The organism is Siminovitchia sp. FSL W7-1587, assembly GCF_037963795.1.
Classification (GTDB): Bacteria; Bacillota; Bacilli; order Bacillales; family Bacillaceae_C; genus Siminovitchia; species Siminovitchia thermophila.
Genome location: NZ_CP150169.1, coordinates 3,245,941 through 3,268,743 on the forward strand (window position 1 = coordinate 3,245,941; position 22,803 = coordinate 3,268,743).

Here is a 22,803-nt window from a genome sequence, read left to right on the forward strand (position 1 = left end):
ATGACAGTGAAAATAGGAATTAACGGGTTTGGAAGAATTGGCAGAAATGTGTTTCGGGCGGCCTTGGACAATCCAAGTGTCGACATTGTGGCAGTGAATGATTTGACGGACGCGAACATGTTGGCGCACTTGCTAAAATATGACTCGGTTCACGGCACACTTCGGAATGACATTACAGTTGAAGGCAATGACATCTTAGTGGATGGCCAGCGCTTACAGGTGATGGCTGAAAGGGATCCGTCTCAATTGAAATGGGGAGACCTTGGTGTTGATATTGTCATCGAATCAACTGGCCGTTTTACAAAACGGAACGATGCGGCCAAACATTTGGAGGCTGGGGCAAAAAAAGTCATTATATCTGCGCCTGCAACTGATGAAGATATCACGATAGTCATGGGCGTGAACGAGGAGAAATATGATCCGGCGAATGATCATATTCTTTCCAATGCATCTTGTACAACAAACAGTCTGGCCCCTCTTGCGAAAGTGCTTCATCAGGAGTTCGGCATACGCCGCGGAATGATGACCACGGTTCACTCTTATACGAATGACCAGCAAATCCTGGACCTTCCCCACAAGGATTACCGACGGGCTCGAGCTGCCGCCGAATCGATTATTCCGACTTCAACAGGCGCCGCAAAAGCTGTCTCTCTTGTGCTTCCGGAGTTAAAAGGCAAGTTGAACGGAATGGCGATGCGGGTTCCGACCCCGAACGTGTCAGTCGTTGATTTGGTCGCGGAACTGGAAAAGCCTGCTACGGCCGAAGAGGTGAATGCAACATTGCAAGCCGCCGCGGAAGGGGAATTGGCGGGTATTCTCGCTTATTGCGAAACGCCGCTTGTTTCCCGGGATTTCAACGGGAACGCCCATTCATCCATTGTGGATGCTCTTTCGACGATGGTATTAGATGGAAATATGGTTAAGGTTGTCTCTTGGTATGACAACGAAACGGGCTACTCCAATCGTCTTGTCGATTTGGCGGAATATATCGCCAAACGCGGATTAGCATGAAAAATGGAGAATAGTATTGGATAAATCACGGGTTGGCATCTATAATATAGAGGGGAAATAAAAAAAGGGAGCGGGAAAGACCCACTCTCTTATTTTCTGCTTGAAATAGGAGGCTGTCCAAGTGAGGAAGAAAACAATAAATGATTTACAAGTAAAAGGGAAACGAGTTTTTTGCCGCGTGGATTTTAATGTGCCGATGGATGGTGGAGTGATCGCCGATGATACAAGGATTCGGGCGGCTTTGCCAACGATTCGGCATTTGTCTGATAATGGCGCAATGGTCATACTGGCAAGCCATATGGGACGGCCAAAAGGCAAGATTGTCGAAGAATTGCGGTTGGCGCCGGTTGCAAAACGCCTTGAGGAATTATTGGAGAGAAGCATTCATTACACAAGGGAAGTCATCGGCGAAGAGGTTGAAAAGCAAGTTTCCGAACTCCGGGAAGGCGATATTTTATTGCTGGAAAATGTGAGATTTCATCCAGGAGAGGAAAAAAATGATGCGGAGCTTGCGAAGGCGTTTGCCAACCTGGCCGAACTATATGTCAACGATGCCTTTGGCACTGCGCACCGCGCCCATGTTTCTACAGAAGGGGTGGCAAAATACTTGCCTTCCGCTGCCGGCTTTTTAATTGAAAAGGAATTGGAAGTGCTGGGCAACGCATTGTCCAATCCTCAGAGGCCTTTTACGGCGATTATTGGCGGCGCAAAAGTGAAGGACAAGATTGGTGTTATTGATAATCTTCTTGACAAAGTAGATCATTTAATGATTGGTGGCGGGCTTGCCTTTACGTTTGTCAAAGCCCAAGGTCACGATATCGGAAATTCGCTGCTTGAAGAAGATAAAATAGAACTTGCCAAAAGCTTTATGAAAAAAGCGGAGGAAAAAGGCGTACAATTTCTATTGCCGATTGATGCAATTGTAGCAGATTCTTTTTCTGAACATGCTCAAACGAAGGTAGTCGATATTGAACAGATTCCTTCTGGATGGCTAGCCTTGGACATCGGTCCCAAAACAACCGAGCTGTACAGCAATGTCATAAAAAAATCGAAGCTTGTCATTTGGAATGGGCCAATGGGTGTATTTGAAATGGAGCCTTTCGCTCAAGGAACGAAAGGTGTCGCCCAAGCGCTTGCAGAAGCGGACAATACATATACGATCATCGGCGGCGGCGATTCTGCCAGAGCGGTGGAACATTTTGGCCTTTCGGAAAAGATGGACCATATTTCGACAGGCGGGGGAGCATCGCTCGAATTTATGGAAGGAAAAGATTTGCCGGGCATTGCTGCGCTGGATGACCGTCATTCCGAATAACAGGTGCTTTCGTACAGAAAAGAAAGGATGTATGGTATGCGAAAACCGTTGATAGCAGGTAACTGGAAAATGAATAAAACGATACAAGAAGCGGTCGATTTCGCGAATGAAGTAAAAGGGCTTGTTCCCGACCGCTCCAAGGTTGACTCGATCATTTGCGCACCGGCCCTGTTTTTAGACCGGCTCTTGGCGGCGGTTGATGGCTATAATGTACATATTGGAGCGCAGACTATGCATTATGAAGAAAGCGGAGCCTTTACGGGAGAAATCAGTCCTGCGGCCCTGGAGGATTTAGGTGTGTCTTATTGCATTATCGGCCATTCCGAGCGCAGGGACATGTTTAATGAAACAGATGAATCCGTCAACAAAAAAACAGCGGCCGCTTTTCGTCATAACATTAAGCCGATCATCTGTGTCGGGGAGACATTGGAGCAGAGGGAGCGAAATGAAACAAAAGGGCATGTGGCTAATCAAGTGTCAAAAGCCCTTCAAGGGTTGACCGAAGAACAGGTAAAACAATTGATCATTGCTTATGAGCCTATTTGGGCGATCGGCACTGGAAAATCATCGACAGCAGAAGATGCCAATGAGGTATGCGGACATATCCGCCAAGTTGTTGAAAGCAGTTATTCCGGTTCTGCGGCACAATCAGTGAAAATTCTCTATGGAGGAAGCGTTAATCCCGGCAATATTGATGAATTGATGGCAAAGCCGGAAATTGACGGGGCTTTGGTTGGCGGAGCAAGTCTTGACCCACACTCATTCCTTCGCTTATTGGAGGCGGCCGCCAATGGGTAAATCCCCAGTAGCCTTAATCATTTTAGACGGCTTCGCATTAAGAGAGGAAGGGCATGGGAACGCTGTTGCCCAGGCAAATAAGCCGAACTTTGACCGCTATTGGAATATGTACCCCCATAATACACTGACAGCATGCGGTGAAGCAGTCGGCCTTCCAGAAGGGCAAATGGGCAATTCCGAAGTAGGACATTTAAATATCGGGGCAGGACGGATTGTTTACCAAAGTTTAACGAGAGTGAACATTGCCATTCGAAATGGTGAATTTGCAAAAAATGAAACCATTCAGGAAGCCCTTGCCCATGCAAAGAAAAACGGCAAAAAACTCCACTTGCTCGGTTTACTTTCTGATGGAGGCGTGCATAGTCATATCGACCACCTTCATGCTTTATTAAAACTGGCAGTTGAAGAAGGAATAAAAGACGTATATGTACACGCCATATTGGATGGACGGGACGTCGGGCCGCAAACGGCTGAGCGTTACCTTCGAGAAACAGAAGCGAAAATGAAAGAATGCGGTGTTGGAAAGTTTGCCACCGTTTCCGGCAGGTATTATTCAATGGATCGCGACAAGCGTTGGGATCGTGTGGAAAAAGCCTATCGGGCAATGGCTTTCGGAGAAGGACCGCAATACACAGATCCGCTTCAAATGGTGGAAGATTCTTATAAACAAGGCATATTTGATGAGTTTATGCTTCCATCTATTATTACGGATGAAAATGGAAAACCAAATGCGACTATTGACAGTGGTGATTCGGTCATCTTTTTCAATTTCAGGCCCGACCGGGCGATCCAAATTTCCAATGTGTTTACAAACAAAGATTTTCCTTCGTTTGACAGAGGTAAAAACAGGCCGAAAGATTTGTATTTTGTCTGCATGACCCACTATTCTGAAACAGTGGACGGACATGTGGCTTTTAAAACAGTGGACTTGGAGCAGACGCTGGGAGAAGTAGTGTCCCGTCATGGGCTTCAGCAACTGCGCATCGCGGAAACGGAAAAATATCCGCATGTTACTTTTTTTATGAGTGGCGGCAGAGAAGCGCCATTTCCGGGTGAAAAGCGGATATTGATTGATTCGCCTAAAGTGGCCACTTATGATTTAAAGCCTGAAATGAGCGCTTATGAAGTGACAGAAGCATTATGTGAAGAAATCCAAAAAGATATATTCGATGTGATTATTTTAAACTATGCCAATCCTGATATGGTCGGACATTCCGGCATGCTAGAGCCAACCATACAAGCGGTGGAAGCAGTTGATGAATGTCTCGGCAAAGTAGTGGATTTGATTTTGGAAAAAGGGGGAGCGGCGATCATTACGGCAGATCATGGCAACGCGGATGAAGTTGTGACACCGGAAGGCACCCCGATGACAGCCCATACGACCAATCCGGTGCCTGTTATCGTAACAAAACATGGCCTTCAGCTTCGCGATGGGGGCATTCTCGCCGATCTTGCGCCAACGATGCTCGATTTGCTAAATGTAGAACAGCCGCCAGAAATGACAGGCAGCAGCTTGATCAAATAAAACTTCATTTTTTTAAGGGGAGATATCGATGCCATTCATAGCAAATGTTTATGCCAGAGAAGTGTTGGATTCCCGCGGTAATCCAACGGTGGAAGTCGAGGTTTATACAGAGACAGGAGCTTTCGGAAGGGCTCTTGTTCCGAGTGGGGCATCCACTGGTGAATATGAAGCAGTTGAACTCCGTGATGGCGACAAAGACCGCTATTTCGGAAAAGGCGTTGAAAAAGCCGTCAACCATGTTAACGAAGTGATTGCCGAAGAACTCATCGGATACGATGTGACTGATCAGGTTGGAATTGACATGGCGTTGATGGAACTTGACGGAACAGATAATAAAGGAAAATTGGGCGCCAATGCCATTTTGGGAGTATCCATGGCAGTTGCCCATGCTGCTGCGGATTATTTGGACATGCAACTTTATCAATACTTGGGCGGATTTAATGCCAAACAGCTTCCAGTGCCGATGATGAATATTTTAAATGGCGGGGAGCATGCCGATAATAACGTGGATATCCAGGAATTTATGGTCATGCCTGTCGGAGCTTCCAGCTTTAAAGAGGCGCTCCGCATTGGTGCAGAGATTTTTCACAGCTTAAAAGCTGTTTTGAAGGAAAAGGGTTTGAGTACAAGCGTTGGAGACGAGGGAGGGTTTGCGCCGAACTTGAAATCCAACGAAGAAGCGCTTGAAACGTTAATGACAGCGATTGAAAAAGCCGGCTATAAACCGGGTGAAGAGATCAAGTTGGCAATGGATGTTGCTTCTTCGGAAATGTATAACAGAGAAGACGGCAAGTACCACTTGAAAGGTGAGGGAATTGTCAGAACATCTGAAGAAATGGTCAAGTGGTATGAAGAGCTCGTCAATAAATATCCGATCATTTCAATCGAAGATGGTCTGGATGAAAATGACTGGGAAGGCCATAAACTCCTGACAGAGCGGATCGGCTCCAAGGTACAGCTTGTCGGGGACGACTTGTTTGTGACAAATACGAAAAAGCTTGCGCGCGGTATTGAAGAAGGTGTTGGCAATTCCATTTTAATTAAAGTAAATCAAATCGGCACGTTGACCGAAACATTTGATGCGATTGAAATGGCAAAGCGTGCCGGCTATACGGCGGTGATTTCCCATCGTTCAGGTGAAACGGAAGACACGACAATTGCCGATATCGCCGTTGCGACAAACGCCGGCCAAATCAAAACAGGGGCCCCGTCCCGCACGGACCGTGTTGCCAAATATAACCAACTGCTTCGTATCGAAGATGTACTTGGAGATGCGGCGAGCTACGCGGGTGTCAATGCGTTTTACAATATAAAATAATGTGGGCAAAGGGTCTGGCGATGCGCCGGGCCCTTTGGCTCCAACCATTCCCCTTACACTTGTTCCTCTGACAGAAATCTTCCACTTTTATCTTTCCGGCAGTTCCGTTAAACTTAAATAGTTGTCTGTTTGAAAAATCTGTTCTATAGTAATTCGGAGCATGAATGTAACGAGCCGTATAAAAAAACAGGTGATGAAATGGCGAAATACATGGAAAAAAAGCAGTGGATATTCGTATTGACCATCGGGCTTGGCACTATGCTGAATCCGTTAAATTCGTCAATGATTTCAGTTGCTTTGACGCGTTTGCAGCATGACTATCAATTGTCGTTTGCCGATGTTTCTTGGCTCATCTCCATTTTTTATTTGGCAAGCGCAGCGGGTCAGCCGGTGATGGGAAAATTAAGTGACATGTTTGGCGCAAAAAAACTATTTTTGACCGGGTTAATCATCGTGACTGCAGCGTGTCTATTAGCCCTGTTTTCTCCTAACTTTTTGTTTCTGCTTGGCTGCCGGGCATTACAGGCAATTGGGAGTTCCGCATTATTTCCGAGCGGCATGAGCATGGTCCGCTCTCATATTTCAAAAAACCAGGCGCACGCTTTGGCCGTGTTATCTGTCTTTGCTTCGACTTCAGCGGCATTTGGTCCCTCCATAAGCGGTTTTCTCATCGCGGCGTGGGATTGGCACGCCATTTTTTGGATCAACTTCCCATTCACAATCATCGGTTTTGTCTTAGCCATTTTTATTTTGCCCAAAACCGAGAGTGGAACGATTGATATCCGGCGTATCGACTTTAAAGGAATTTTTCTTTTTATCGCTTCCATTGTCGGCTTAATTTTGTTTTTATTATCCCTGGATGGATATATTCGCTGGTGGGCATTGCTGATTTTTTTGGTGGGCGGCATTTTATTTTACGTTCAGGAAAAAGGGCATAATGAACCATTTATTGATATACAAAGCTTGAAAAAGAACCGGAATGTGACGATGGTCTATTTGCAGTTTACAAGTATTAATACGGTTTATTATTGCTATTTTTTCGGTTTTCCGACTTTTTTGCAACAAGTGCAGGGCTATACAGAGGAGCGCACTGGTTTGATCATGCTGGCACTGGCGGGCTTTGGTGTAATTGTTTCACCTATTGCCGGCGGACTCATTGACAGGCATGGTTCGAAATTGCCGATGATGATTGGAGCGGTTTTGCTTTTAATCGGGACGGGGCTCTTGTTGACCTACAGGGAAACTTCCCCGCTTCTTTGGCTGCTCGTTATTATGGCTGTACTGGGAATGAGTAATGGATTTAACAATATTTCGACCCAAACGGCTTTGTATGAACATGTGAACCCGGAAGACACGGGAACGGCTTCAGGCCTATTTCAGACAAGCCGTTATCTTGGCTCTATCCTCTCGGGAAGCTTGCTCGGTCTAACGTTCAACCGCCAATTAGATTTGTCCCAATTTCACCTTGTCGCGATGGTTTGCTTTACTTTTTGCTTATTGATTGTCGCCATGTCTTGGAAGCTTCCGGGGCAAATGGAGATAAGCAGGGAGAAAAAGGTGTAACTGACATAAAAAACCGGTTTTTATTTCGAGTATCTACAACGGGATAGATCGCGTTTTTAGATTTTAGGTCATACATTGCAAGCTGTCGTAAAAAAGAGTAGGATAGTACACATAATCGAATGAAATAGTAGAGGAACACATCTTAGGGGGAGCTATATTTTGAGTAAAAACCTGACATTTTCATCATATTTTGTTATTGGCGTTATGTTATTCGCATTATTCTTTGGAGCCGGAAATTTGATTTTTCCTGCATCGCTTGGTCAAAATGCCGGTACAAACATTTGGCCTGCCGTATTTGGATTTTTAATAACCGGAACCGGACTGCCTTTCCTCGGGGTGTTGGCAATGGGTTTTTCGGGAAGCAGGAATCTTCAGGAGCTTGCCAGCAGAATTCATCCGTGGTATGGCATCATTTTTACCGCACTTCTTTATTTGACAATCGGGCCATTTTTCGCCGCGCCTCGTACAGGGGCTGTTGCTTTTGATATTGGCATTTCTCCTTTTATAGAAGCAGATTTCACAAAAACCGGACTATTTATTTTTACATTTATATTTTTTGCTGTGACAACATGGCTTTCTTTAAATCCATCGAAATTAGTCGATCGAATTGGTAAAATTCTTGCGCCGGGGATTATCATTTTACTTGCTGTATTATTAATCACTGCGCTGGTAAATCCGATTGGATCGATCGAGTCACCACAAGAAGCATATGCCAGCGGTGCTTTTGTGAAAGGATTTATGGAAGGGTATAATACGATGGATGCACTTGCCTCACTTGTTTTCGGAATCATTGTGATCAATGCGATCAGCTCTATTGGAGTGACGACAAAGGCCGGCGTATTATCCGCAACCATTAAATCTGGAATTGTCGCCATTTTCTTTCTTTCTGTCATTTATGTGGGGATTGCTTTTCTTGGCGCGACGAGCACAAAAGAATTTGGCCTTTTTGAAACAGGAGGCCCTGTCCTCAGTCACGCATCTACCTATTATTTCGGAACATTCGGTTCTATTATATTGGCAATCATTATTATATTAGCATGTTTAACGACAAGCATCGGGTTAATGACAGCTTGCGGTGAGTATTTTCATACATTGATTCCAAAGGTAAGTTACAAATGGTTCGTCATTTTCTTTTCACTGCTTTCTTTTATAATTGCGAACTTCGGATTGGCGAACATCATCAATTATTCAATTCCAATTCTTATGTTCCTTTATCCGCTTGCCGTAGTGCTGATGCTTCTGACCTTTCTGTCACCGCTATTCAACCATGCCCGGCTTGTTTATGTGTCAGTGGCGGCGTTGACATTTTGCATAAGTATCATAGATGGTTTCAAAACATTTTGTGACCTGATTAAAATTCCTTATTTTGATTGGATGTTACCTATTATTTCTTTTTACGAACAAACATTACCGTTATATAAGCAAGGGCTTGGCTGGCTTGTTCCCGCTTTAGTCGCCATCCTGATTACTGGAACGATCAGCCGCCTTGCCGGGCTAACTGCTTCAGAAAGTTAAAACGAGCCTTTAGGCTGGGACAAAGCCTTGTAAAAATGAATAAACCGCATGGAATCAAGTTTAAAAGCCCTGGTGGTTAACCCTTGATTTCACGCGGTTTTATTTTACGAATATCCATCAGCTTCCAACTTATGCCCAGCCCTTCAGCATTAAATGAAGAGATTGCGGATGGGGTGTGGAGAATGGATGGGTGCGAATCATTACATGGAAGCGGCCAGTAATCGAAAAAGTGGTCGTAATCGCTAAAGTCGGTCGTAAAAGGAAAACTAAAGTATAAATGTTGGGGCCCTCTTCACCCTTTATACGTTGCCGAGAAAGCGTACCCTCTAGTCGTTGCTGAAAAAAGGGCTATGTATGGTCATTCTCTAGTCGTTGCTGAAAAAAGGCCATGTATGGTTATTCTCTAGTCGTTTCCGAAAAAAAGCCATGTATGGTCATTCTGATCGCTATCGTATTCGGACATCATTCATGCCGACTTTTCCCGATTATTAGTCACGTTTTGATTACCGAAAGATGAAACGCCGGCGGGGCAGTTTGACGGTGTAAAAAGCACTCTTGTGCAGAAAGGCTGTTTATGCTACATTAAAATTACTGTAGGCAGGCTCGGGAGGTGTGTACCAGTGCATACATTGGCCATTACTTTATTAATTATTGTTTCAATTGCATTGATTATTGTTGTATTATTGCAATCTGGAAAAAGTGCAGGTCTTTCAGGCGCTATTTCCGGAGGGGCGGAGCAGCTTTTTGGAAAACAAAAAGCTCGCGGAATGGATCTAGTGCTCCAGAGAATCACAGTCGTACTTTCGATATTATTTTTTGTACTAACAATGGCCGTTGCTTTTTTTGAAGTATAATGTTGACACAAACCTGGTTTCAATGATAACCGGGTTTTTATTTTGCCTGAAACTGTTACTTTGCTTAAAATAGGGTAATAGTGTAAATAAAGGAAGATATAGAAGGAGAAAGACCATGAAGATAAAACCACCGAAACCCTTTTTGTTTGAAGCCGGGAAGCGGGCTGTCTTGTTGTTGCACGGATTCACGGGAAGCACTGCAGACGTGAGAATGCTCGGCAGGTTTTTGGAAAAAAAAGGATATACCTGTCATGCGCCCCAATATAAAGGACATGGGGTGCCTCCTGAAGAGTTGGTTGTGACCGGTCCGAATGATTGGTGGCAGGATGTAATGGAAGGCTATCAATTTTTACAAGAAAAAGGGTATGAGGAGATTGCTGTTGCCGGGCTGTCGCTTGGAGGAGTATTTTCCCTGAAATTGGGTTACACTGTTCCGGTAAAAGGAATTGTTCCGATGTGTGCCCCGATGTATATAAAGAGTGAAGAAGTCATGTATCAGGGGATATTACAATATGCGCGTGAATATAAACAGTTTGAAGGAAAGTCCAAAGAACAGATCGAACAAGAGATGGAACAGTTTCAAGAAAGACCGATGAAAACATTAAGGGCGCTTCAACAGCTGATTGGCGATGTGCGGGATTGTGTCGATATGATTTATGCCCCTCTTTTCGTAGTACAGGCGCGGCATGATCATATAGTAAACCCCGACAGCGCAAATATTATATATGACAAATCGGAATCCATTCAAAAAGAGTTGAAATGGTATGAGAATTCCTCCCATGTGATTACTCTTGGAGAGGAAAAAGAACAATTGCACGAAGATATACTAAGTTTCCTCGAAGGGCTTGATTGGTCCGTTTAGGGTTATTTTAAGGAGAGATGTATATGGAAGAACAAATACAGCATCAAGTGGACAAAATATTGGCGTATATGAGAGAAGAAGCCTACAAGCCACTAACCGTTAAGGAATTGGAAGAAGTTTTTCAAGTTGAAGGATCGGAAGAATTCAAAGATTTTGTAAAGGCGCTCGTACAGATGGAAGAAATGGGGCTTGTCGTCAGGACAAGAAGCAATCGATATGGCGTTCCGGAAAAAATGAATCTCGTTCGCGGGGTATTGACAGGCCATGCGAAAGGATTTGCCTTTCTCATTCCGGATGAGGCGGGAATGGATGATGTTTTTATCCCCCCTCATGAGAAAAATGGGGCGATGCATGGCGATCATGTCCTTGTCAGAGTATCACCTTCCAGTTCTGGTTCCCGGAGAGAGGGTGCTGTTGTCCGCATCTTAAAGCGGGGGACGGTTCAGGTTGTCGGCACTTACAATGAAAGCCAATACTTCGGTTTTGTAATACCGGATGACCCGAAAATTGCAGATGACATTTTTATCCCGAAAAATGCCAATATGGGAGCGGTTGAAGGGCACAAAGTGGTTGTTCGCCTTACCGCCTATCCAGAAAATCGGAAAAATGCCGAAGGGGAAGTTGTAAAAATCCTTGGGCATAAAAACGATCCGGGCGTGGATATCGTATCGATCATTTATAAGCATGGTTTGCCACTCGCTTTTCCAGATGAAGTCATGGAGCAGGCGAACAGCATTCCAGAGGAGATTGTCGAAAGTGAAATAGGAGATAGGCGTGATTTGCGAAATGAAACGATTGTCACAATTGATGGCGCAGACGCCAAAGACCTTGACGATGCCGTGACGCTTTCCAAACTCGAGAATGGCCATTATAAATTGGGCGTCCATATTGCCGATGTAAGCTACTATGTAACGGAAGGCTCACCGATTGATCGGGAAGCGTTTGAACGCGGTACGAGTGTCTACTTGGTCGATCGGGTAATCCCGATGATTCCCCATCGATTGTCGAATGGAATTTGCTCACTCAATCCGCAAGTGGACCGCTTTACCTTGTCTTGCGAAATGGAAATCAATCCGCAAGGAGAAGTCGTAAACCATGAGATTTTTCCAGGGATCATCCGCACTACCGAACGGATGACCTATTCCGATGTCAATAAAATTTTGATCGACAAAGATCCAGAGCTCCGAGCAAAATATGAGCCTCTTGTTCCCATGTTTGAGTTGATGCAAGAGCTTCAGGGCATTTTACAGCATAAGCGAATGAAACGTGGCGCGATTGATTTTGATTTCAAAGAGGCGAAAGTGATTGTGGATGAGGAAGGAAAACCGGTCGATGTCGTGGTCAGGGAGCGCTCCATTGGCGAACGCATTATCGAGGAGTTCATGTTGGCGGCCAATGAAACGGTTGCTGAGCATTTTCATTGGCTGGATGTTCCGTTTATTTACCGGATTCATGAAGACCCTAAAGAAGAAAAATTGCAGCGTTTTTTTGAATTCATAACGAACTTTGGTCTTCTTGTCAGAGGCACAGCCAATTCAATCCATCCGCGGGCTTTGCAAGAAATCATCGAGGCTGTTCGGGAAAAGCCGGAAGAAATGGTTGTCTCGACCGTCATGCTCCGTTCCATGCAACAGGCCAAGTATGATCCAAAGAGTATCGGACACTTCGGGTTGTCGACGAAATTTTACACGCATTTTACTTCACCGATCCGCAGATACCCTGATTTGATCGTTCATCGGCTGATCAGGACCTATTTATTTGAAGGAAAAATGGACGAGACAACGCGTGAAATTTGGAAAGAAAAATTGGCGGATATCGCCCACCATTCATCAAAAATGGAGCGTCGGGCAGTGGATGCGGAAAGAGATACGGACGAGCTGAAAAAAGCGGAGTTTATGGAAGATAAAATTGGTGAGGAATTCGATGGCATCATCAGTTCCGTCACAAATTTCGGGTTGTTTGTTGAACTGCCCAATACGATTGAAGGCTTGGTCCACGTCAGTTACATGACCGATGATTACTATCACTATGATGACCGGCAATTTGCCATGATCGGCGAACGGACTGGGAATGTATTCCGTATAGGCGACGAAATTACTGTACGCGTCATTCATGTCAACAAAGATGAACATGCGATCGATTTTGAAATCGCCGACATGAAAAAAAGCCGCAAGCAGCCTGAAGAAGGCAAACTCAAAATTGTCAAATTGAAAAATGGGAATGGCAAGAGCAAGGGACCCCAAGGCCATGAAGAAGGGGAATGGACGACAAGGCGCCCGAGAAAAAAGAAAAAGTCATACGAAAATACACCCGCCAATGTTCGGCGTAAGCGCGGGAAAAAACGAAAAGGTTAGAGGGCCAAACTTCTAACCTTTTTCCGTTTCATGTTATAATTGTCCGAAGAGAAAACGGCAAGGGAGGGAAATCAGAATGGCGAAGGGAGAAGGAAAGCTGGTCGCTCAAAACAGAAAAGCGAACCATGACTATTTTATAGAAGACACGTATGAAGCAGGGATTGTTTTAAAAGGAACGGAAATTAAATCGATCCGCGCGGGACGGGTCAACTTAAAAGATGCTTATGCCCGCATACAAAACGGCGAAGTATTTCTTCATAACATGCATATTAGCCCCTATGAACAGGGAAACCGATATAATCACGATCCGCTCCGAACGAGGAAATTGCTGTTGCACCGCAAACAAATCAATAAGCTGATCGGGGAAACGAAAGAACAAGGATATACACTTGTTCCGTTAAAGCTCTATTTGAAAAACGGATTTGCCAAAATTCTTATCGGTCTCGGAAAAGGGAAAAAGCAATATGATAAACGCGAAGATCTAAGACGGAAGGAAGCGAAACGGGATATCGAAAGAGCATTTCGTGAACGCCAAAAAATGTAAACTCGAGTGACAAGTCTTGCATTATTTGCGTTTTCTGCTATAATATAATTTGTACCTGACAGACAGGTACTCCCGAAACGATCCTTTTTAAAGGTGTTTCTCATTTCATGGGGACGTTTTGGATTCGACAGGGATAGATCGAGCTCGAGTTGCGAGTCGAGGGGATCGTCCTCGTAAAAAACGTCAACGCCAATAATAACTGGCAAATCTAACGATAACCTCGCTTTAGCTGCCTAATAAGGCCTAAGCGGATCCTCCCTCCATCGCCCATGTGGTAGGGTCAGGGTCTCACTCTCAGTGGGCTACGCCGGAAGTCCTCCGCCTGGGGACCATGGAAGAGATGAATCAGGCTAGCGCTTTGGAAGCCCGTCGATAGGCCGAAGAAGACGCGAAACGCTAATATATCGACTACACTCGTAGAAGCTTGAGTGGCGATATTCTTGGACGTGGGTTCGATTCCCACCGTCTCCACTTATTGCGTTTTAGGGTTGATTTGACGCTGTTTGTGGAATCGTGGTAACATTTGTGGTAACATTTTATGCCTGTTTAAACTGAATAATTTCAGCAAGTTTGAAGTCGTCTTCCATTTTGAGGACGGCTTCTTTTTCGGTTGAAGGATAGAGGTGGCTATATGTGTTGAGTGTTGTTCCTACATCCTTATGACCGAGTCTTTTTGCCACAACAGATGGGATTGTGTTCCTGTTAATTAAATAGCTAGCATGCGAGTGCCTGAAGTCATGTAGGCGAATTTTTTTTACTTGCGCCGCTTTTACATATTCATCATATTTCCTATCCAATGTTGTTGTTGAAATGTGATCGTAAAACTCTCCAAATACTACATAGGTCATTTTAGGATTCACTTCCGCTTTTAACTGAGACAATAATTTCATGACGTGTTTAGGCATCATGATTTTTCGTATAGATGATGTTGTTTTAGGTTTGGTTACTACCCGTTGGTAAACTGTTTTGTCTATATTTATCGTGTTACTGTCAAAATCAATGTCTCCCCATGTGAGTGCTAGTAATTCGCCTTTACGCATCCCGCTATAATAAAGAGTCATAAAAAGGGCATAATACATTTGGTCATCTACATGTTGAATAAATGCTTTAAACTCGTCTAAAGTCCAATAGTTTATGTGTCTATCTTCTTCAATATCCACATTCCCGGCCAAACGCGCCGGATTGTCTTTTGTGTACTCCTGCTTAATTGCAAAGTTATAAACAGCGGATAATACTTGGTGTATCTTTTTGACATGAGTAACGGCATATGAATCGAGCAAATCATTCTGAAATCTCATGATGTCCCTTGAGCGGATATTGTTAATTTTTTTGTCCCCAAACTTGGGAATCAAGTGAGTTTCTATAACGCTGCTTGTTTTTAAGTATGATGATGCTTTTCTTCTTTTTTTGTACCATTTCAAATATTCTCTTGCCATAAATTCAAAAGATGGATTTTCTTCCTCGAACTCTTCTTCGTTTGCGATCACGAGCGCCTCTGCTTTGCGGGCTTCAGCGCGTGACTTAAAACCTCTTCTTTTTATCTGCTTTGTCCCTCCACCTTTTTTAGGTATTCGAGTAACAAAATAATAGGTTCCTCTTTCCTCATCTTTGTAGACAGGCATGGTTATCTTCCTTTCAAAAAATAGGCGGGTGATCAGCCCGCCGTGATTAAATTCTAACGCGTTAAAACTTAATCGAGTTCTACCAGGTAGAGAACAACTCTTCCATGAATTGTTAAATCCTCATTTTCTGTAGAGGTTTCGTAATCAGTGAACATAATATCGCTCGAGTCGGGTTTGAAGATGATTTTATCTCCCCTCTGATAAAACCTCTTAACAGCATAATCCCCGCCGTCACTGTATACGACAATGTCACCATCCTTTAACTCTGATAGAGACACAGGCTTGACAGCAATCAGCGATCCGTGTGTCATGATTCTGTTCATGCTGTCGCCGTTAACCCTCATCAAGAATATGTCGCTCCTCCCTGCCCATTTTCCCATAAGGTTATCCGGTATGGAGATATGCTCCAAATCACCCTCCTCTATGCTGTCTATGCATAGAGGAAGTCCGGCGGATACAGTAGCTGGGATATAGGGATATTCGGAAGATTCGATAGGTAGCTGAACAACCTTTTTGTCATCTTCATTGAGTAAATCTTCCACACTTATCCCTAGAGCCTCACAAATCTTTATAGTGTTATCAATAGATGCATTGGACAGGTTTCTTTCAATCATAGACCTGATAGTTGTATATGCTACTCCGGATCTTTTCGATAACTCCATAACCGTGTAGCCTTTCGAATCTATATAGGCCTTTAGTTTTTCACCTCTACTCACCACAATCACCTCCCTATCAATGACGCAATAAATTACGGTTTGTCGTAACTTACAAATTAATCATACCATGACTTACGGCAAATTGTAAATAAAGAAATTACGATAGGTCATAAATATTTTATAAAAAAGCGTTGACATGTTACGACAGATTGTATTATATTAAAATTGCGACTACGACAGATCGTAAATTGAGTCGGAGGTGATTATATGTACCCAAATTTAGATGCTGAAATGGCTAGAAAAGGAATAAAGCGAAAAGATCTTGCCCAATTATTTAAAGGACGTGTACCAACTGTATCCGAAAAACTAAACGGAAAGTATCCTTTGCTACTGGATGAGGCAGTACGAATAAGGGAAACGTTTTTCCCTGAGTATTCACTTGAGTATCTATTTGAAACTTGTGATAACAAAACTGCTTAAGGAGGAAAACAAAGAAATGGCAATCACGTACGGTGTGGGTGAGGCGTCATGATCCACAAACTCTATGTTGCTCGCCGAGAACGTGGGTTGTATCAAAAAGATGTGGCACGCAAAATCGGTATACACCCTCAGACCTATCATGAAAAAGAAACTGGTAAAAAGCAATTTACCATTCGCGAAGGGTTGATATTAGCGAAGATGTTTGGTTGTACGTTGAATGATTTGTTTCAAAGTGAGGACGAAAAGGAGTCTATGTAAAAATGAACAGAAGTATCAATTTACGGGAGGTGATTAAGTGAACAACGAAAAACGTGTTGCTGACCTCGGACAACGAGTTAAAAATATTGAAAAGGAAGCCACCGCGGCAACGATGGCTATCACAAACAGAAAGTGTTCTGTATGTAAAGAAAGACATGGTGCGTTTCACTGTGATGATGATTCGTGGATTTGTGAAACGTGTGCCCAGGTTATGAGTGAATTAGGTAATGAATTAAATTAATTTGTTTCCCCGTCCCAAATATTCCTAAAAGTAATAGCTTCATATTTTAATGCTTTTAAAATCTTCGGGGAGGGACTCTGTTCAACAAATAACCTAGATTTTTTGATATTTAACACACTTACGACTGTGCCTTCAGGGCACTGATGTTCTCGAGTTGAAGAAAGCATTAAATTTAATATTGGTTTAATGTTTCTCTCGGTTATTTTTTCGGTATTCCCCTTAAAAAATAATTTTACTAAGTGAGGAATGTCGTCAATTATTAAACCTAATTCCGGAGTTGAACGAACTACTACTTGATCACTGTAATTCCAATGTGATTTCGGGGGATCAAACCACGAAATTTGTTTGTTCTTAACAAACTTTTTAAAAGACAGAACAGCTTTTCTGTATGAGTTTGCTTTTCGTTCGTGTACCTCTTCCGGAAGACTATCGAGCACATTGAAATCCAATTGATTTTCACAACAATATCTAATTCGTTCACGTAGTTGCTTCCAATGATCTCTTGCAGGATGATATTCTCCCTGATTTTTAATTTCCGTTACTTTGTTTATTTTTGCTGTCATTGTTTGCTTTACCGTGAAATCAATAAACTGCGTAAGACCTATAACAGGTTTTTTATCCAATTATAATCACCTCCTTCTATTTACCTATTTCGACAAGAAGAGAGGAAATCCTTCAAAGGAGGAGACCATGAATCAATTACAACCAATAACTAAAAACGGCCAACGCGTATTGACAACGTTACAACTCGCCGAATCATTCGGTGCAGACACCAAAATCATCAATAGAAATTTCCAACGTAATTCAGACAGATATGTTCAAGGAAAGCATTATTTTTCCTTAACTGGTGAAGAGTTAAGGGAGTTTAAAGGGTCACGTCAAATTGACGACAGCCTAAAATTTACTTCTGTTTTGTACCTTTGGACAGAAAAAGGAGCATGGCTCCATGCAAAATCCTTGAATACCGATCAAGCTTGGGATGCTTACGAAATGCTCGTTGATGATTACTACCGTGTGAAAGAAAATGTCACTTCGTTATCAAAAGACCAAGCCCTGGTAACGGTACTTAGAACAACGGCAGATCTCGTTGAAAACTACGATTCGGTTGTCAAAGAGCAGCACGAGTTAAGAAAACTTGTGATTCAAGTTGACCAAAAGGTCGAGGAGCAAATCACACTAGACCATGGCGAACAGCGCCGATTACAAAAAGCAATCGCAACAAAGGTATACGAAGTTTGCGACGATCCGGAGGAAAGACCAAAATTGTTCCGGGAGATTTACCGAGAAATCAAAGATAGATTTGCTGTCACCAGCTATAAAGATGTTAAGCGGAAAGAGTTACAGTCTGCCATTCGGTACGTTGAAAATTGGATACCTAGAAAGGTGGTGAGTTGAATGTACATCGAGCCTGTAACGTTGATCTTTTTGATCTTATTAGTTTTCTGTCTGGGCGGATATGCCGTCTCATTATTGGAAGACAAAAATTAAAAAAAGGAGGAACAGAAATGTTTAGGCAGGATGTAGAAAACCCGATGGTGTTAGATCATCTTTGGAATGATGAACCAAAGGTGATCGGGACTGATGCCCTTGGAAATGAAATCTTTGCAGGGGATGAAGTTTATGAATATGAAAGTGAGTTGTTTGTTATCGAAGAACTTTCACATGATGCAAGGGAAATCCTTCAGTTACTTGGAGCGACGAAAAAAACAGCATAAAAAAACTTCCTTCAGCAAAAGGAAGTTCACTAAAAAAACAAACACTTTTTATTATACCACACTTAAGGAGGAAGTGGAATGTATTTTGAAACTCCTAGTGGCTCGGTTTATGAGCCGGAGAACCCGATGCTTAGATCGTTTTATGAAGCGCTAAAAAAACACGCTCCCACACTTGCTGGTAGTCCGGTATTTGAAGATTTTAAAGAGGTGTACGAAGCACTTGAATTTGATATGAGAGGAGAAAAATCGAATGAACCAACTATCACAGCAGTATAACCAAGATCACAACCAAGGAAATGTATTAGCTCAAGCATCGAGCAGCCGGGAAATGGAGGAAGTTAAGGGGCAGATATTCATGGCCCGTCAGTTTCCGAGGAATGTATTCCAGTCGGAGCAAAGAATCCTCGATGCCTGCAAACGTCCATCTTTAGCACAAACTGCTGTTTATAGATACCCAAGAGGCGGCGCAGTGGTTGAGGGTCCATCTATACGACTGGCCGAGGTTCTTGCCCAGAATTGGGGGAATCTTGCTTTTGGTGTAAAGGAGTTGGAGCAACGTGAAGGTGAATCAGTTGCAATGGCTTATGCATGGGACCTTGAAACAAATGTCCGGCAAGAAAAAATATTTACTGTAAAACATATTCGTGATACAAAAAATGGCCCTAAACCACTAAAGGAGCAACGTGATATTTACGAAATGGTAGCAAATCTGGGGTCCCGCAGAGTGAGGGCTTGTATCTTAGGAATCATCCCTGGCGACATCGTAGAGGCGGCCGTCAACGAGTGCAACAAAACGCTCCAAGGAAACAATAAGGGTCCACTAAAAGACCGGATCGCTAATGCTCTATCTGCATTTAAAAATCAATATAAAGTTACGCAAGAAATGATTGAGGAACGTTTTGGCTATAATGCAGATGCCTTTACAGAGGTTGATTACTTGGAGCTAATCAAGATTTATAACTCGCTAAAAGACGGCATGTCAAAAGTTGATGACTGGTTCGATAAATCAGTTAAAAACAATAAAGACTCAAAGCTTACAGAAGCGTTTGAAGAGAGTACTACCAAGAATCTCAAAAAAGCTCCAAAAGAATGGTTTGAGAAAGGAACCCCAAAAGAGGATGTCAAAGCCAAAAAGGACAAGGCTTCAAAGTCGAAAGACGAGGTGAAGTCTGATGCCACAAACGATAAGCCTGGACAAGAAGAATTACCATTCGACTAAGGCTAACAAACACTACTTTTCTGTTTCGCAGTTTAAAAGCTTTGAAGAGTGCGAAGCACGTACTATGGCAGAACTGGACGGGTCTTATACAAGGCCCTCCACTAACGCCTTGTTAGTAGGCTCCTATGTACATGCGGCATTCGAAGGTGATGAAACCTTTAACCAGTTCATCGAAGAGAACAACGGAGCTATTTTCAAGGGTCGTGGCGGTAAATATGCAGACTTTGAAACGGCAGACAGAATGATAGAAACAGTGAAAAATGACTCGTTTTGCATGTTTGCCCTAGACGGCGAAAAGGAGCAAATATATACCGCCAATTTATGGGGTGTCGACTGGAAAATCAAGGTCGACAGCATCAATCACGATCGGAAAACGTTTAGTGATTTGAAGACGACTCAAGACCTCCATAAACGCTATTGGAGTACCAAATATGATGACTGGGTATCTTTTGTCGAGGCGTGGGATTATGTCCTGCAAATGGCGGTTTACAGGCGTGTGATCGAAGAAAATACCGGAGTGCTTTACACGCCTTACATTGTCGCAGTAACAAAGCAAAACCCGCCAAATAAGGCAGTACTTCATTTTGCTGAATCTCGATTCGGCTTTGAGTATGAGTATATTGAAACGAAGATCGAACGGATGAAAGATGTGAAGGCCGGGGAAGTGGATCCCATCCGGTGTGAGAAGTGCGATTATTGCCGGATGACTAAACGGACGCGGGACACGATGGAGATCGGTGAACTCATTTGGAGTTAGCACAAAAATAAAGGAAGGTGATTTGATGTCAAACATTTATGAGGGTCACTGTAAAAAGAACATCGAAATGAATTGGGACAATCTTACTCCTAAGGTTCAAGAGGAAATAAATAAACTCCTACTTTTTCACAAAAATGCCTATTTAGCAGGTGCATTAAAATGCGATAGCCCAATTGAACAATTATTGCTAGTACGAATCATGCACTGGATCGACTCTTCGATAACGCAATATCAACACTATGACCCTAATTTGGTAATGATATATGACGCACAGCGTGAAGTTGCTGCATGCGGGAAGAAATATCGGATTGATATTTATGTTGAGGTTGTCTTTAAGGGTGAAGAATATCGTTTTGCGATAGAGTGCGATGGTCATGACTTTCACGAAAAAACAAAAGAACAGGCAGCAAGAGACAAACGAAGAGAACGTGATTTACAAAGTGCCGGCATTCACGTAATCCGTTTTACGGGATCGGAAATTTGGGCAGACGCCTACGAAAAATCTGTAGAGGCAATGAAAATAATCGAAGTTGTTTCGGGGTTGAGAAAAGCAATAAACGAAAACATTATACCTTATCGAGAGTAAAGGGGTGATTTGATGCCTCACGACAGCTATCCGTTTAACACATACACTGGATTGCTTACACCGGAACACTACAAAAATATAGGAAACGCCATCTGGTTGTTCCTATGGTGTATCAGTTCCACTACAGACGAAAAAGAGCGAGACGGAGTAGTGTGGGGCATCGTGTTAGGGAACAAGCCCCACAAGCTATCTGATTTATCCAAGATATTCGGAGTTAACGAAAAAACGGTCAGACGGTGGCTCGATGTATTAGAACAGCATGAATACATACGAATCACTCGTGCACCCTACGGATTGATTTTAACCGTTAAAAATTCAAAAAGGGGCTTTATTGAGAGAGTGGACAAAAATGTCCAATCCGAAAATAGAGATCGGACAAAAATGTCCAATCAGTTGGAGAGAGTGGACAAAAATGTCCATTCCAGATCGGACAAAAGTGTCCACTCTAATAAAGATATTATAAGTACTACTATTACTACTACTAATAAAGAGATGGATCCCGTGGATGTTATTGCAGAAAAATTCATCGACTTGCGAACGATGCAAGAAGGTCGTGTAATTCATCCGAATGTGAAAGACTACGATGCAATCGCCCGGATTGTCGCCCGTGGTATGCCGTTGCCACAAACAATCAAATTGCTCGAACAGTGCTTTCACGAATATGCAGAACGTGAACCTAATGGCGCCATTAAAGCCTTTAGTTACTGCGAAAAGTACATTACAGACCACTACGAAAAGCTAAAAGCTGCCGAAAAAGCTAGACAACTCGCGAAAAGGAGGATACCTGATAATGGCAAACCAGAACATAAACGAGGTGCTGGAAAAACTACACCAGAGGACTCAATCACCGGAGGCCAAGTCGGCCGAATCCGAAGAAGAAAGACAGTATGAGTGCCAAAAATGCAAAGATCAGCTTGGCTACATTCAAGGAGAATGGCCTAATGAAGTTTGGGTCCGGTGCAACTGCATCGAGTGGCGCCGAGCAAAAAGGTTGATGAAATCCAGTGACATTACCGAAGAATTTAAAAAGCTGGGTTTCAAAAACTTTATAACGGACGGGAAGCCCCAAGTGATCAAAGAGGCCTTTGATTGTGCCTTGGAGTATTTCCAAGAGTTTGACGCCATCAAGAGGCTGCGGCAAAACAGCATCGCTCTACTTGGACAACCCGGAGCTGGCAAGACTCATTTACTGACTGCTATAGCCAATAACTTGATTAATAGATTGCATGTGCCGGTTCTATATTTTCCATATGTCGAAGGATTTAATGATTTAAAAGACGACTTCGACAAGCTTGAGGAAAAGTCGGAGCGGATGAAAAAGATTGATGTGCTATTTGTAGATGATTTGTTTAAACCTGCTAAAAGTAAGCCCAGAGCTACAGACTGGCAAGTTGAGCAGATGTATGCCGTCATAAATCACCGATACCTTAACCACATGCCGATCATGGTGTCGTCCGAATTGACAGTGGACGAGCTATGCAATATTGACGAGGCGCTTGGGACTCGGATTTATCAAATGTGCCAAGATTATACAGTTGTGATTCAGGGAGATCGTAAGGTATTAAACCACCGATTGGAGGGATTGGTCGATGTGTAAATTTTGTGGAGGA

General features: G+C 43.2%; 25 protein-coding genes and 1 other RNA gene. 23 read left to right on the plus strand and 3 right to left on the minus strand.

What is annotated here, in order from left to right; translation table 11 throughout:
- The 12 genes from gap (at position 1) to ssrA (ending at position 14,133) form a co-directional block, all read left to right on the plus strand.
- A complete protein-coding gene (gap, locus tag NST31_RS15170; protein WP_205178799.1) occupies positions 1-1,011 on the plus strand; it encodes a type I glyceraldehyde-3-phosphate dehydrogenase in 1,011 nt (336 codons plus the stop codon).
- A 121-nt stretch (positions 1,012-1,132) separates the two neighbouring features.
- On the plus strand, positions 1,133-2,326 hold the full coding sequence (locus tag NST31_RS15175; protein WP_205178775.1) for a phosphoglycerate kinase: 1,194 nt from the start codon (positions 1,133-1,135) through the stop codon (positions 2,324-2,326).
- A 36-nt stretch (positions 2,327-2,362) separates the two neighbouring features.
- Positions 2,363-3,124 carry a triose-phosphate isomerase gene (gene tpiA / locus NST31_RS15180; protein ID WP_077112852.1) on the plus strand — a complete coding sequence of 254 codons (762 nt, stop codon included), beginning with the start codon at positions 2,363-2,365 and terminating at the stop codon, positions 3,122-3,124.
- Entirely contained in the window at positions 3,117-4,649 is a 1,533-nt protein-coding gene (gpmI, locus tag NST31_RS15185) for a 2,3-bisphosphoglycerate-independent phosphoglycerate mutase (protein WP_205178777.1), read from the plus strand. The genes tpiA and gpmI overlap by 8 nt, the downstream gene beginning before the upstream one ends.
- A 28-nt stretch (positions 4,650-4,677) precedes the next feature.
- A complete protein-coding gene (gene eno, locus NST31_RS15190; RefSeq protein WP_077112850.1) occupies positions 4,678-5,967 on the plus strand; it encodes a phosphopyruvate hydratase in 1,290 nt (429 codons plus the stop codon).
- Between the two features lie 198 nt (positions 5,968-6,165).
- Entirely contained in the window at positions 6,166-7,530 is a 1,365-nt protein-coding gene (locus NST31_RS15195) for an MFS transporter (RefSeq protein WP_205178779.1), read from the plus strand.
- Between the two features lie 159 nt (positions 7,531-7,689).
- The gene (gene brnQ / locus NST31_RS15200; RefSeq protein WP_077112848.1) at positions 7,690-9,045 is read left to right on the plus strand and encodes a branched-chain amino acid transport system II carrier protein; all 1,356 of its coding nucleotides are present in this window, start codon (positions 7,690-7,692) and stop codon (positions 9,043-9,045) included.
- A 620-nt stretch (positions 9,046-9,665) separates the two neighbouring features.
- Positions 9,666-9,899: a preprotein translocase subunit SecG gene (gene secG / locus NST31_RS15205; protein WP_077112847.1), complete on the plus strand. Its 234-nt coding sequence runs from the start codon at positions 9,666-9,668 to the stop codon at positions 9,897-9,899.
- A 115-nt stretch (positions 9,900-10,014) separates the two neighbouring features.
- A complete protein-coding gene (locus NST31_RS15210; protein ID WP_339161710.1) occupies positions 10,015-10,761 on the plus strand; it encodes a carboxylesterase in 747 nt (248 codons plus the stop codon).
- 23 nt (positions 10,762-10,784) lie between these two features.
- Positions 10,785-13,115, plus strand: a complete 2,331-nt coding sequence (rnr, locus tag NST31_RS15215) for a ribonuclease R (protein ID WP_339161711.1) — start codon at positions 10,785-10,787, stop codon at positions 13,113-13,115.
- A gap of 76 nt (positions 13,116-13,191) precedes the next feature.
- Positions 13,192-13,659 (plus strand): SsrA-binding protein SmpB, encoded by a 468-nt coding sequence (smpB, locus tag NST31_RS15220; RefSeq protein ID WP_077112844.1) that lies wholly within the window; start codon positions 13,192-13,194, stop codon positions 13,657-13,659.
- Positions 13,660-13,768: 109 nt separating this feature from the next.
- Positions 13,769-14,133: a transfer-messenger RNA gene (gene ssrA, locus NST31_RS15225) on the plus strand.
- A 62-nt stretch (positions 14,134-14,195) separates the two neighbouring features.
- On the opposite strand, the gene NST31_RS15230 is transcribed toward ssrA, so the two are convergent.
- On the minus strand, positions 14,196-15,281 hold the full coding sequence (locus tag NST31_RS15230; RefSeq protein ID WP_339161713.1) for a tyrosine-type recombinase/integrase: 1,086 nt from the start codon (positions 15,279-15,281) through the stop codon (positions 14,196-14,198).
- 68 nt (positions 15,282-15,349) lie between these two features.
- Entirely contained in the window at positions 15,350-15,997 is a 648-nt protein-coding gene (locus tag NST31_RS15235; protein WP_339161716.1) for an XRE family transcriptional regulator, read from the minus strand.
- Between the two features lie 207 nt (positions 15,998-16,204).
- Between NST31_RS15235 and NST31_RS15240 the strand changes: the two genes are divergently transcribed.
- Genes NST31_RS15240 through NST31_RS15250 form a run of 3 tightly spaced genes read left to right on the plus strand, consistent with a single transcriptional unit; the run spans position 16,205 to position 16,916 of the window.
- Positions 16,205-16,417, plus strand: coding sequence for a hypothetical protein (locus NST31_RS15240; protein WP_339161718.1), 213 nt, complete (start codon positions 16,205-16,207; stop codon positions 16,415-16,417).
- 48 nt (positions 16,418-16,465) lie between these two features.
- A complete protein-coding gene (locus NST31_RS15245; RefSeq protein ID WP_339161721.1) occupies positions 16,466-16,675 on the plus strand; it encodes a helix-turn-helix domain-containing protein in 210 nt (69 codons plus the stop codon).
- A gap of 37 nt (positions 16,676-16,712) precedes the next feature.
- Positions 16,713-16,916: a hypothetical protein gene (locus NST31_RS15250; protein WP_339161724.1), complete on the plus strand. Its 204-nt coding sequence runs from the start codon at positions 16,713-16,715 to the stop codon at positions 16,914-16,916.
- On the opposite strand, the gene NST31_RS15255 is transcribed toward NST31_RS15250, so the two are convergent.
- Complete coding sequence (locus NST31_RS15255) at positions 16,913-17,539, minus strand: hypothetical protein (RefSeq protein WP_339161726.1); 627 nt, start codon at positions 17,537-17,539, stop codon at positions 16,913-16,915. The genes NST31_RS15250 and NST31_RS15255 overlap by 4 nt on opposite strands.
- A 67-nt stretch (positions 17,540-17,606) precedes the next feature.
- Between NST31_RS15255 and NST31_RS15260 the strand changes: the two genes are divergently transcribed.
- The 8 genes from NST31_RS15260 to NST31_RS15295 all read left to right on the plus strand — a co-directional run bounded on the left by NST31_RS15260 (position 17,607) and on the right by NST31_RS15295 (position 22,790).
- Positions 17,607-18,311 (plus strand): ORF6N domain-containing protein, encoded by a 705-nt coding sequence (locus tag NST31_RS15260; protein WP_339161729.1) that lies wholly within the window; start codon positions 17,607-17,609, stop codon positions 18,309-18,311.
- A gap of 110 nt (positions 18,312-18,421) precedes the next feature.
- Positions 18,422-18,631, plus strand: coding sequence for a hypothetical protein (locus tag NST31_RS15265; RefSeq protein WP_339161732.1), 210 nt, complete (start codon positions 18,422-18,424; stop codon positions 18,629-18,631).
- A gap of 78 nt (positions 18,632-18,709) precedes the next feature.
- The gene (locus NST31_RS15270) at positions 18,710-18,907 is read left to right on the plus strand and encodes a hypothetical protein (protein WP_339161734.1); all 198 of its coding nucleotides are present in this window, start codon (positions 18,710-18,712) and stop codon (positions 18,905-18,907) included.
- Positions 18,882-19,850: a hypothetical protein gene (locus tag NST31_RS15275; RefSeq protein WP_339161736.1), complete on the plus strand. Its 969-nt coding sequence runs from the start codon at positions 18,882-18,884 to the stop codon at positions 19,848-19,850. Before NST31_RS15270 ends, NST31_RS15275 begins: the two co-directional genes overlap by 26 nt.
- Positions 19,804-20,607: a PD-(D/E)XK nuclease-like domain-containing protein gene (locus NST31_RS15280; RefSeq protein ID WP_339161739.1), complete on the plus strand. Its 804-nt coding sequence runs from the start codon at positions 19,804-19,806 to the stop codon at positions 20,605-20,607. Before NST31_RS15275 ends, NST31_RS15280 begins: the two co-directional genes overlap by 47 nt.
- A gap of 25 nt (positions 20,608-20,632) precedes the next feature.
- Entirely contained in the window at positions 20,633-21,193 is a 561-nt protein-coding gene (locus NST31_RS15285; RefSeq protein WP_339161742.1) for a DUF559 domain-containing protein, read from the plus strand.
- Between the two features lie 12 nt (positions 21,194-21,205).
- Entirely contained in the window at positions 21,206-22,084 is an 879-nt protein-coding gene (locus NST31_RS15290; protein ID WP_339161744.1) for a hypothetical protein, read from the plus strand.
- Positions 21,984-22,790, plus strand: a complete 807-nt coding sequence (locus tag NST31_RS15295) for an ATP-binding protein (protein ID WP_339161746.1) — start codon at positions 21,984-21,986, stop codon at positions 22,788-22,790. The genes NST31_RS15290 and NST31_RS15295 overlap by 101 nt, the downstream gene beginning before the upstream one ends.
- Positions 22,791-22,803 lie beyond the last annotated feature (13 nt).

Excerpts from the sequence above, each read along its gene's own strand:
- NST31_RS15195 (WP_205178779.1), top strand. The coding sequence starts at position 6,166 with ATGGCGAAATACATGGAAAAAAAGCAGTGGATATTCGTATTGACCATC.
- gpmI (WP_205178777.1), top strand. The coding sequence starts at position 3,117 with ATGGGTAAATCCCCAGTAGCCTTAATCATTTTAGACGGCTTCGCATTA.
- NST31_RS15285 (WP_339161742.1), top strand. The coding sequence starts at position 20,633 with ATGTCAAACATTTATGAGGGTCACTGTAAAAAGAACATCGAAATGAAT.
- NST31_RS15295 (WP_339161746.1), top strand. The coding sequence starts at position 21,984 with ATGGCAAACCAGAACATAAACGAGGTGCTGGAAAAACTACACCAGAGG.
- NST31_RS15265 (WP_339161732.1), top strand. The coding sequence starts at position 18,422 with ATGTTTAGGCAGGATGTAGAAAACCCGATGGTGTTAGATCATCTTTGG.
- NST31_RS15290 (WP_339161744.1), top strand. The coding sequence starts at position 21,206 with ATGCCTCACGACAGCTATCCGTTTAACACATACACTGGATTGCTTACA.
- NST31_RS15210 (WP_339161710.1), top strand. The coding sequence starts at position 10,015 with ATGAAGATAAAACCACCGAAACCCTTTTTGTTTGAAGCCGGGAAGCGG.
- NST31_RS15230 (WP_339161713.1), bottom strand. The coding sequence starts at position 15,281 with ATGCCTGTCTACAAAGATGAGGAAAGAGGAACCTATTATTTTGTTACT.
- NST31_RS15270 (WP_339161734.1), top strand. The coding sequence starts at position 18,710 with ATGTATTTTGAAACTCCTAGTGGCTCGGTTTATGAGCCGGAGAACCCG.
- NST31_RS15240 (WP_339161718.1), top strand. The coding sequence starts at position 16,205 with ATGTACCCAAATTTAGATGCTGAAATGGCTAGAAAAGGAATAAAGCGA.
- tpiA (WP_077112852.1), top strand. The coding sequence starts at position 2,363 with ATGCGAAAACCGTTGATAGCAGGTAACTGGAAAATGAATAAAACGATA.
- gap (WP_205178799.1), top strand. The coding sequence starts at position 1 with ATGACAGTGAAAATAGGAATTAACGGGTTTGGAAGAATTGGCAGAAAT.
- rnr (WP_339161711.1), top strand. The coding sequence starts at position 10,785 with ATGGAAGAACAAATACAGCATCAAGTGGACAAAATATTGGCGTATATG.
- smpB (WP_077112844.1), top strand. The coding sequence starts at position 13,192 with ATGGCGAAGGGAGAAGGAAAGCTGGTCGCTCAAAACAGAAAAGCGAAC.
- NST31_RS15245 (WP_339161721.1), top strand. The coding sequence starts at position 16,466 with ATGATCCACAAACTCTATGTTGCTCGCCGAGAACGTGGGTTGTATCAA.
- NST31_RS15280 (WP_339161739.1), top strand. The coding sequence starts at position 19,804 with ATGCCACAAACGATAAGCCTGGACAAGAAGAATTACCATTCGACTAAG.
- NST31_RS15260 (WP_339161729.1), top strand. The coding sequence starts at position 17,607 with ATGAATCAATTACAACCAATAACTAAAAACGGCCAACGCGTATTGACA.
- eno (WP_077112850.1), top strand. The coding sequence starts at position 4,678 with ATGCCATTCATAGCAAATGTTTATGCCAGAGAAGTGTTGGATTCCCGC.
- NST31_RS15275 (WP_339161736.1), top strand. The coding sequence starts at position 18,882 with ATGAACCAACTATCACAGCAGTATAACCAAGATCACAACCAAGGAAAT.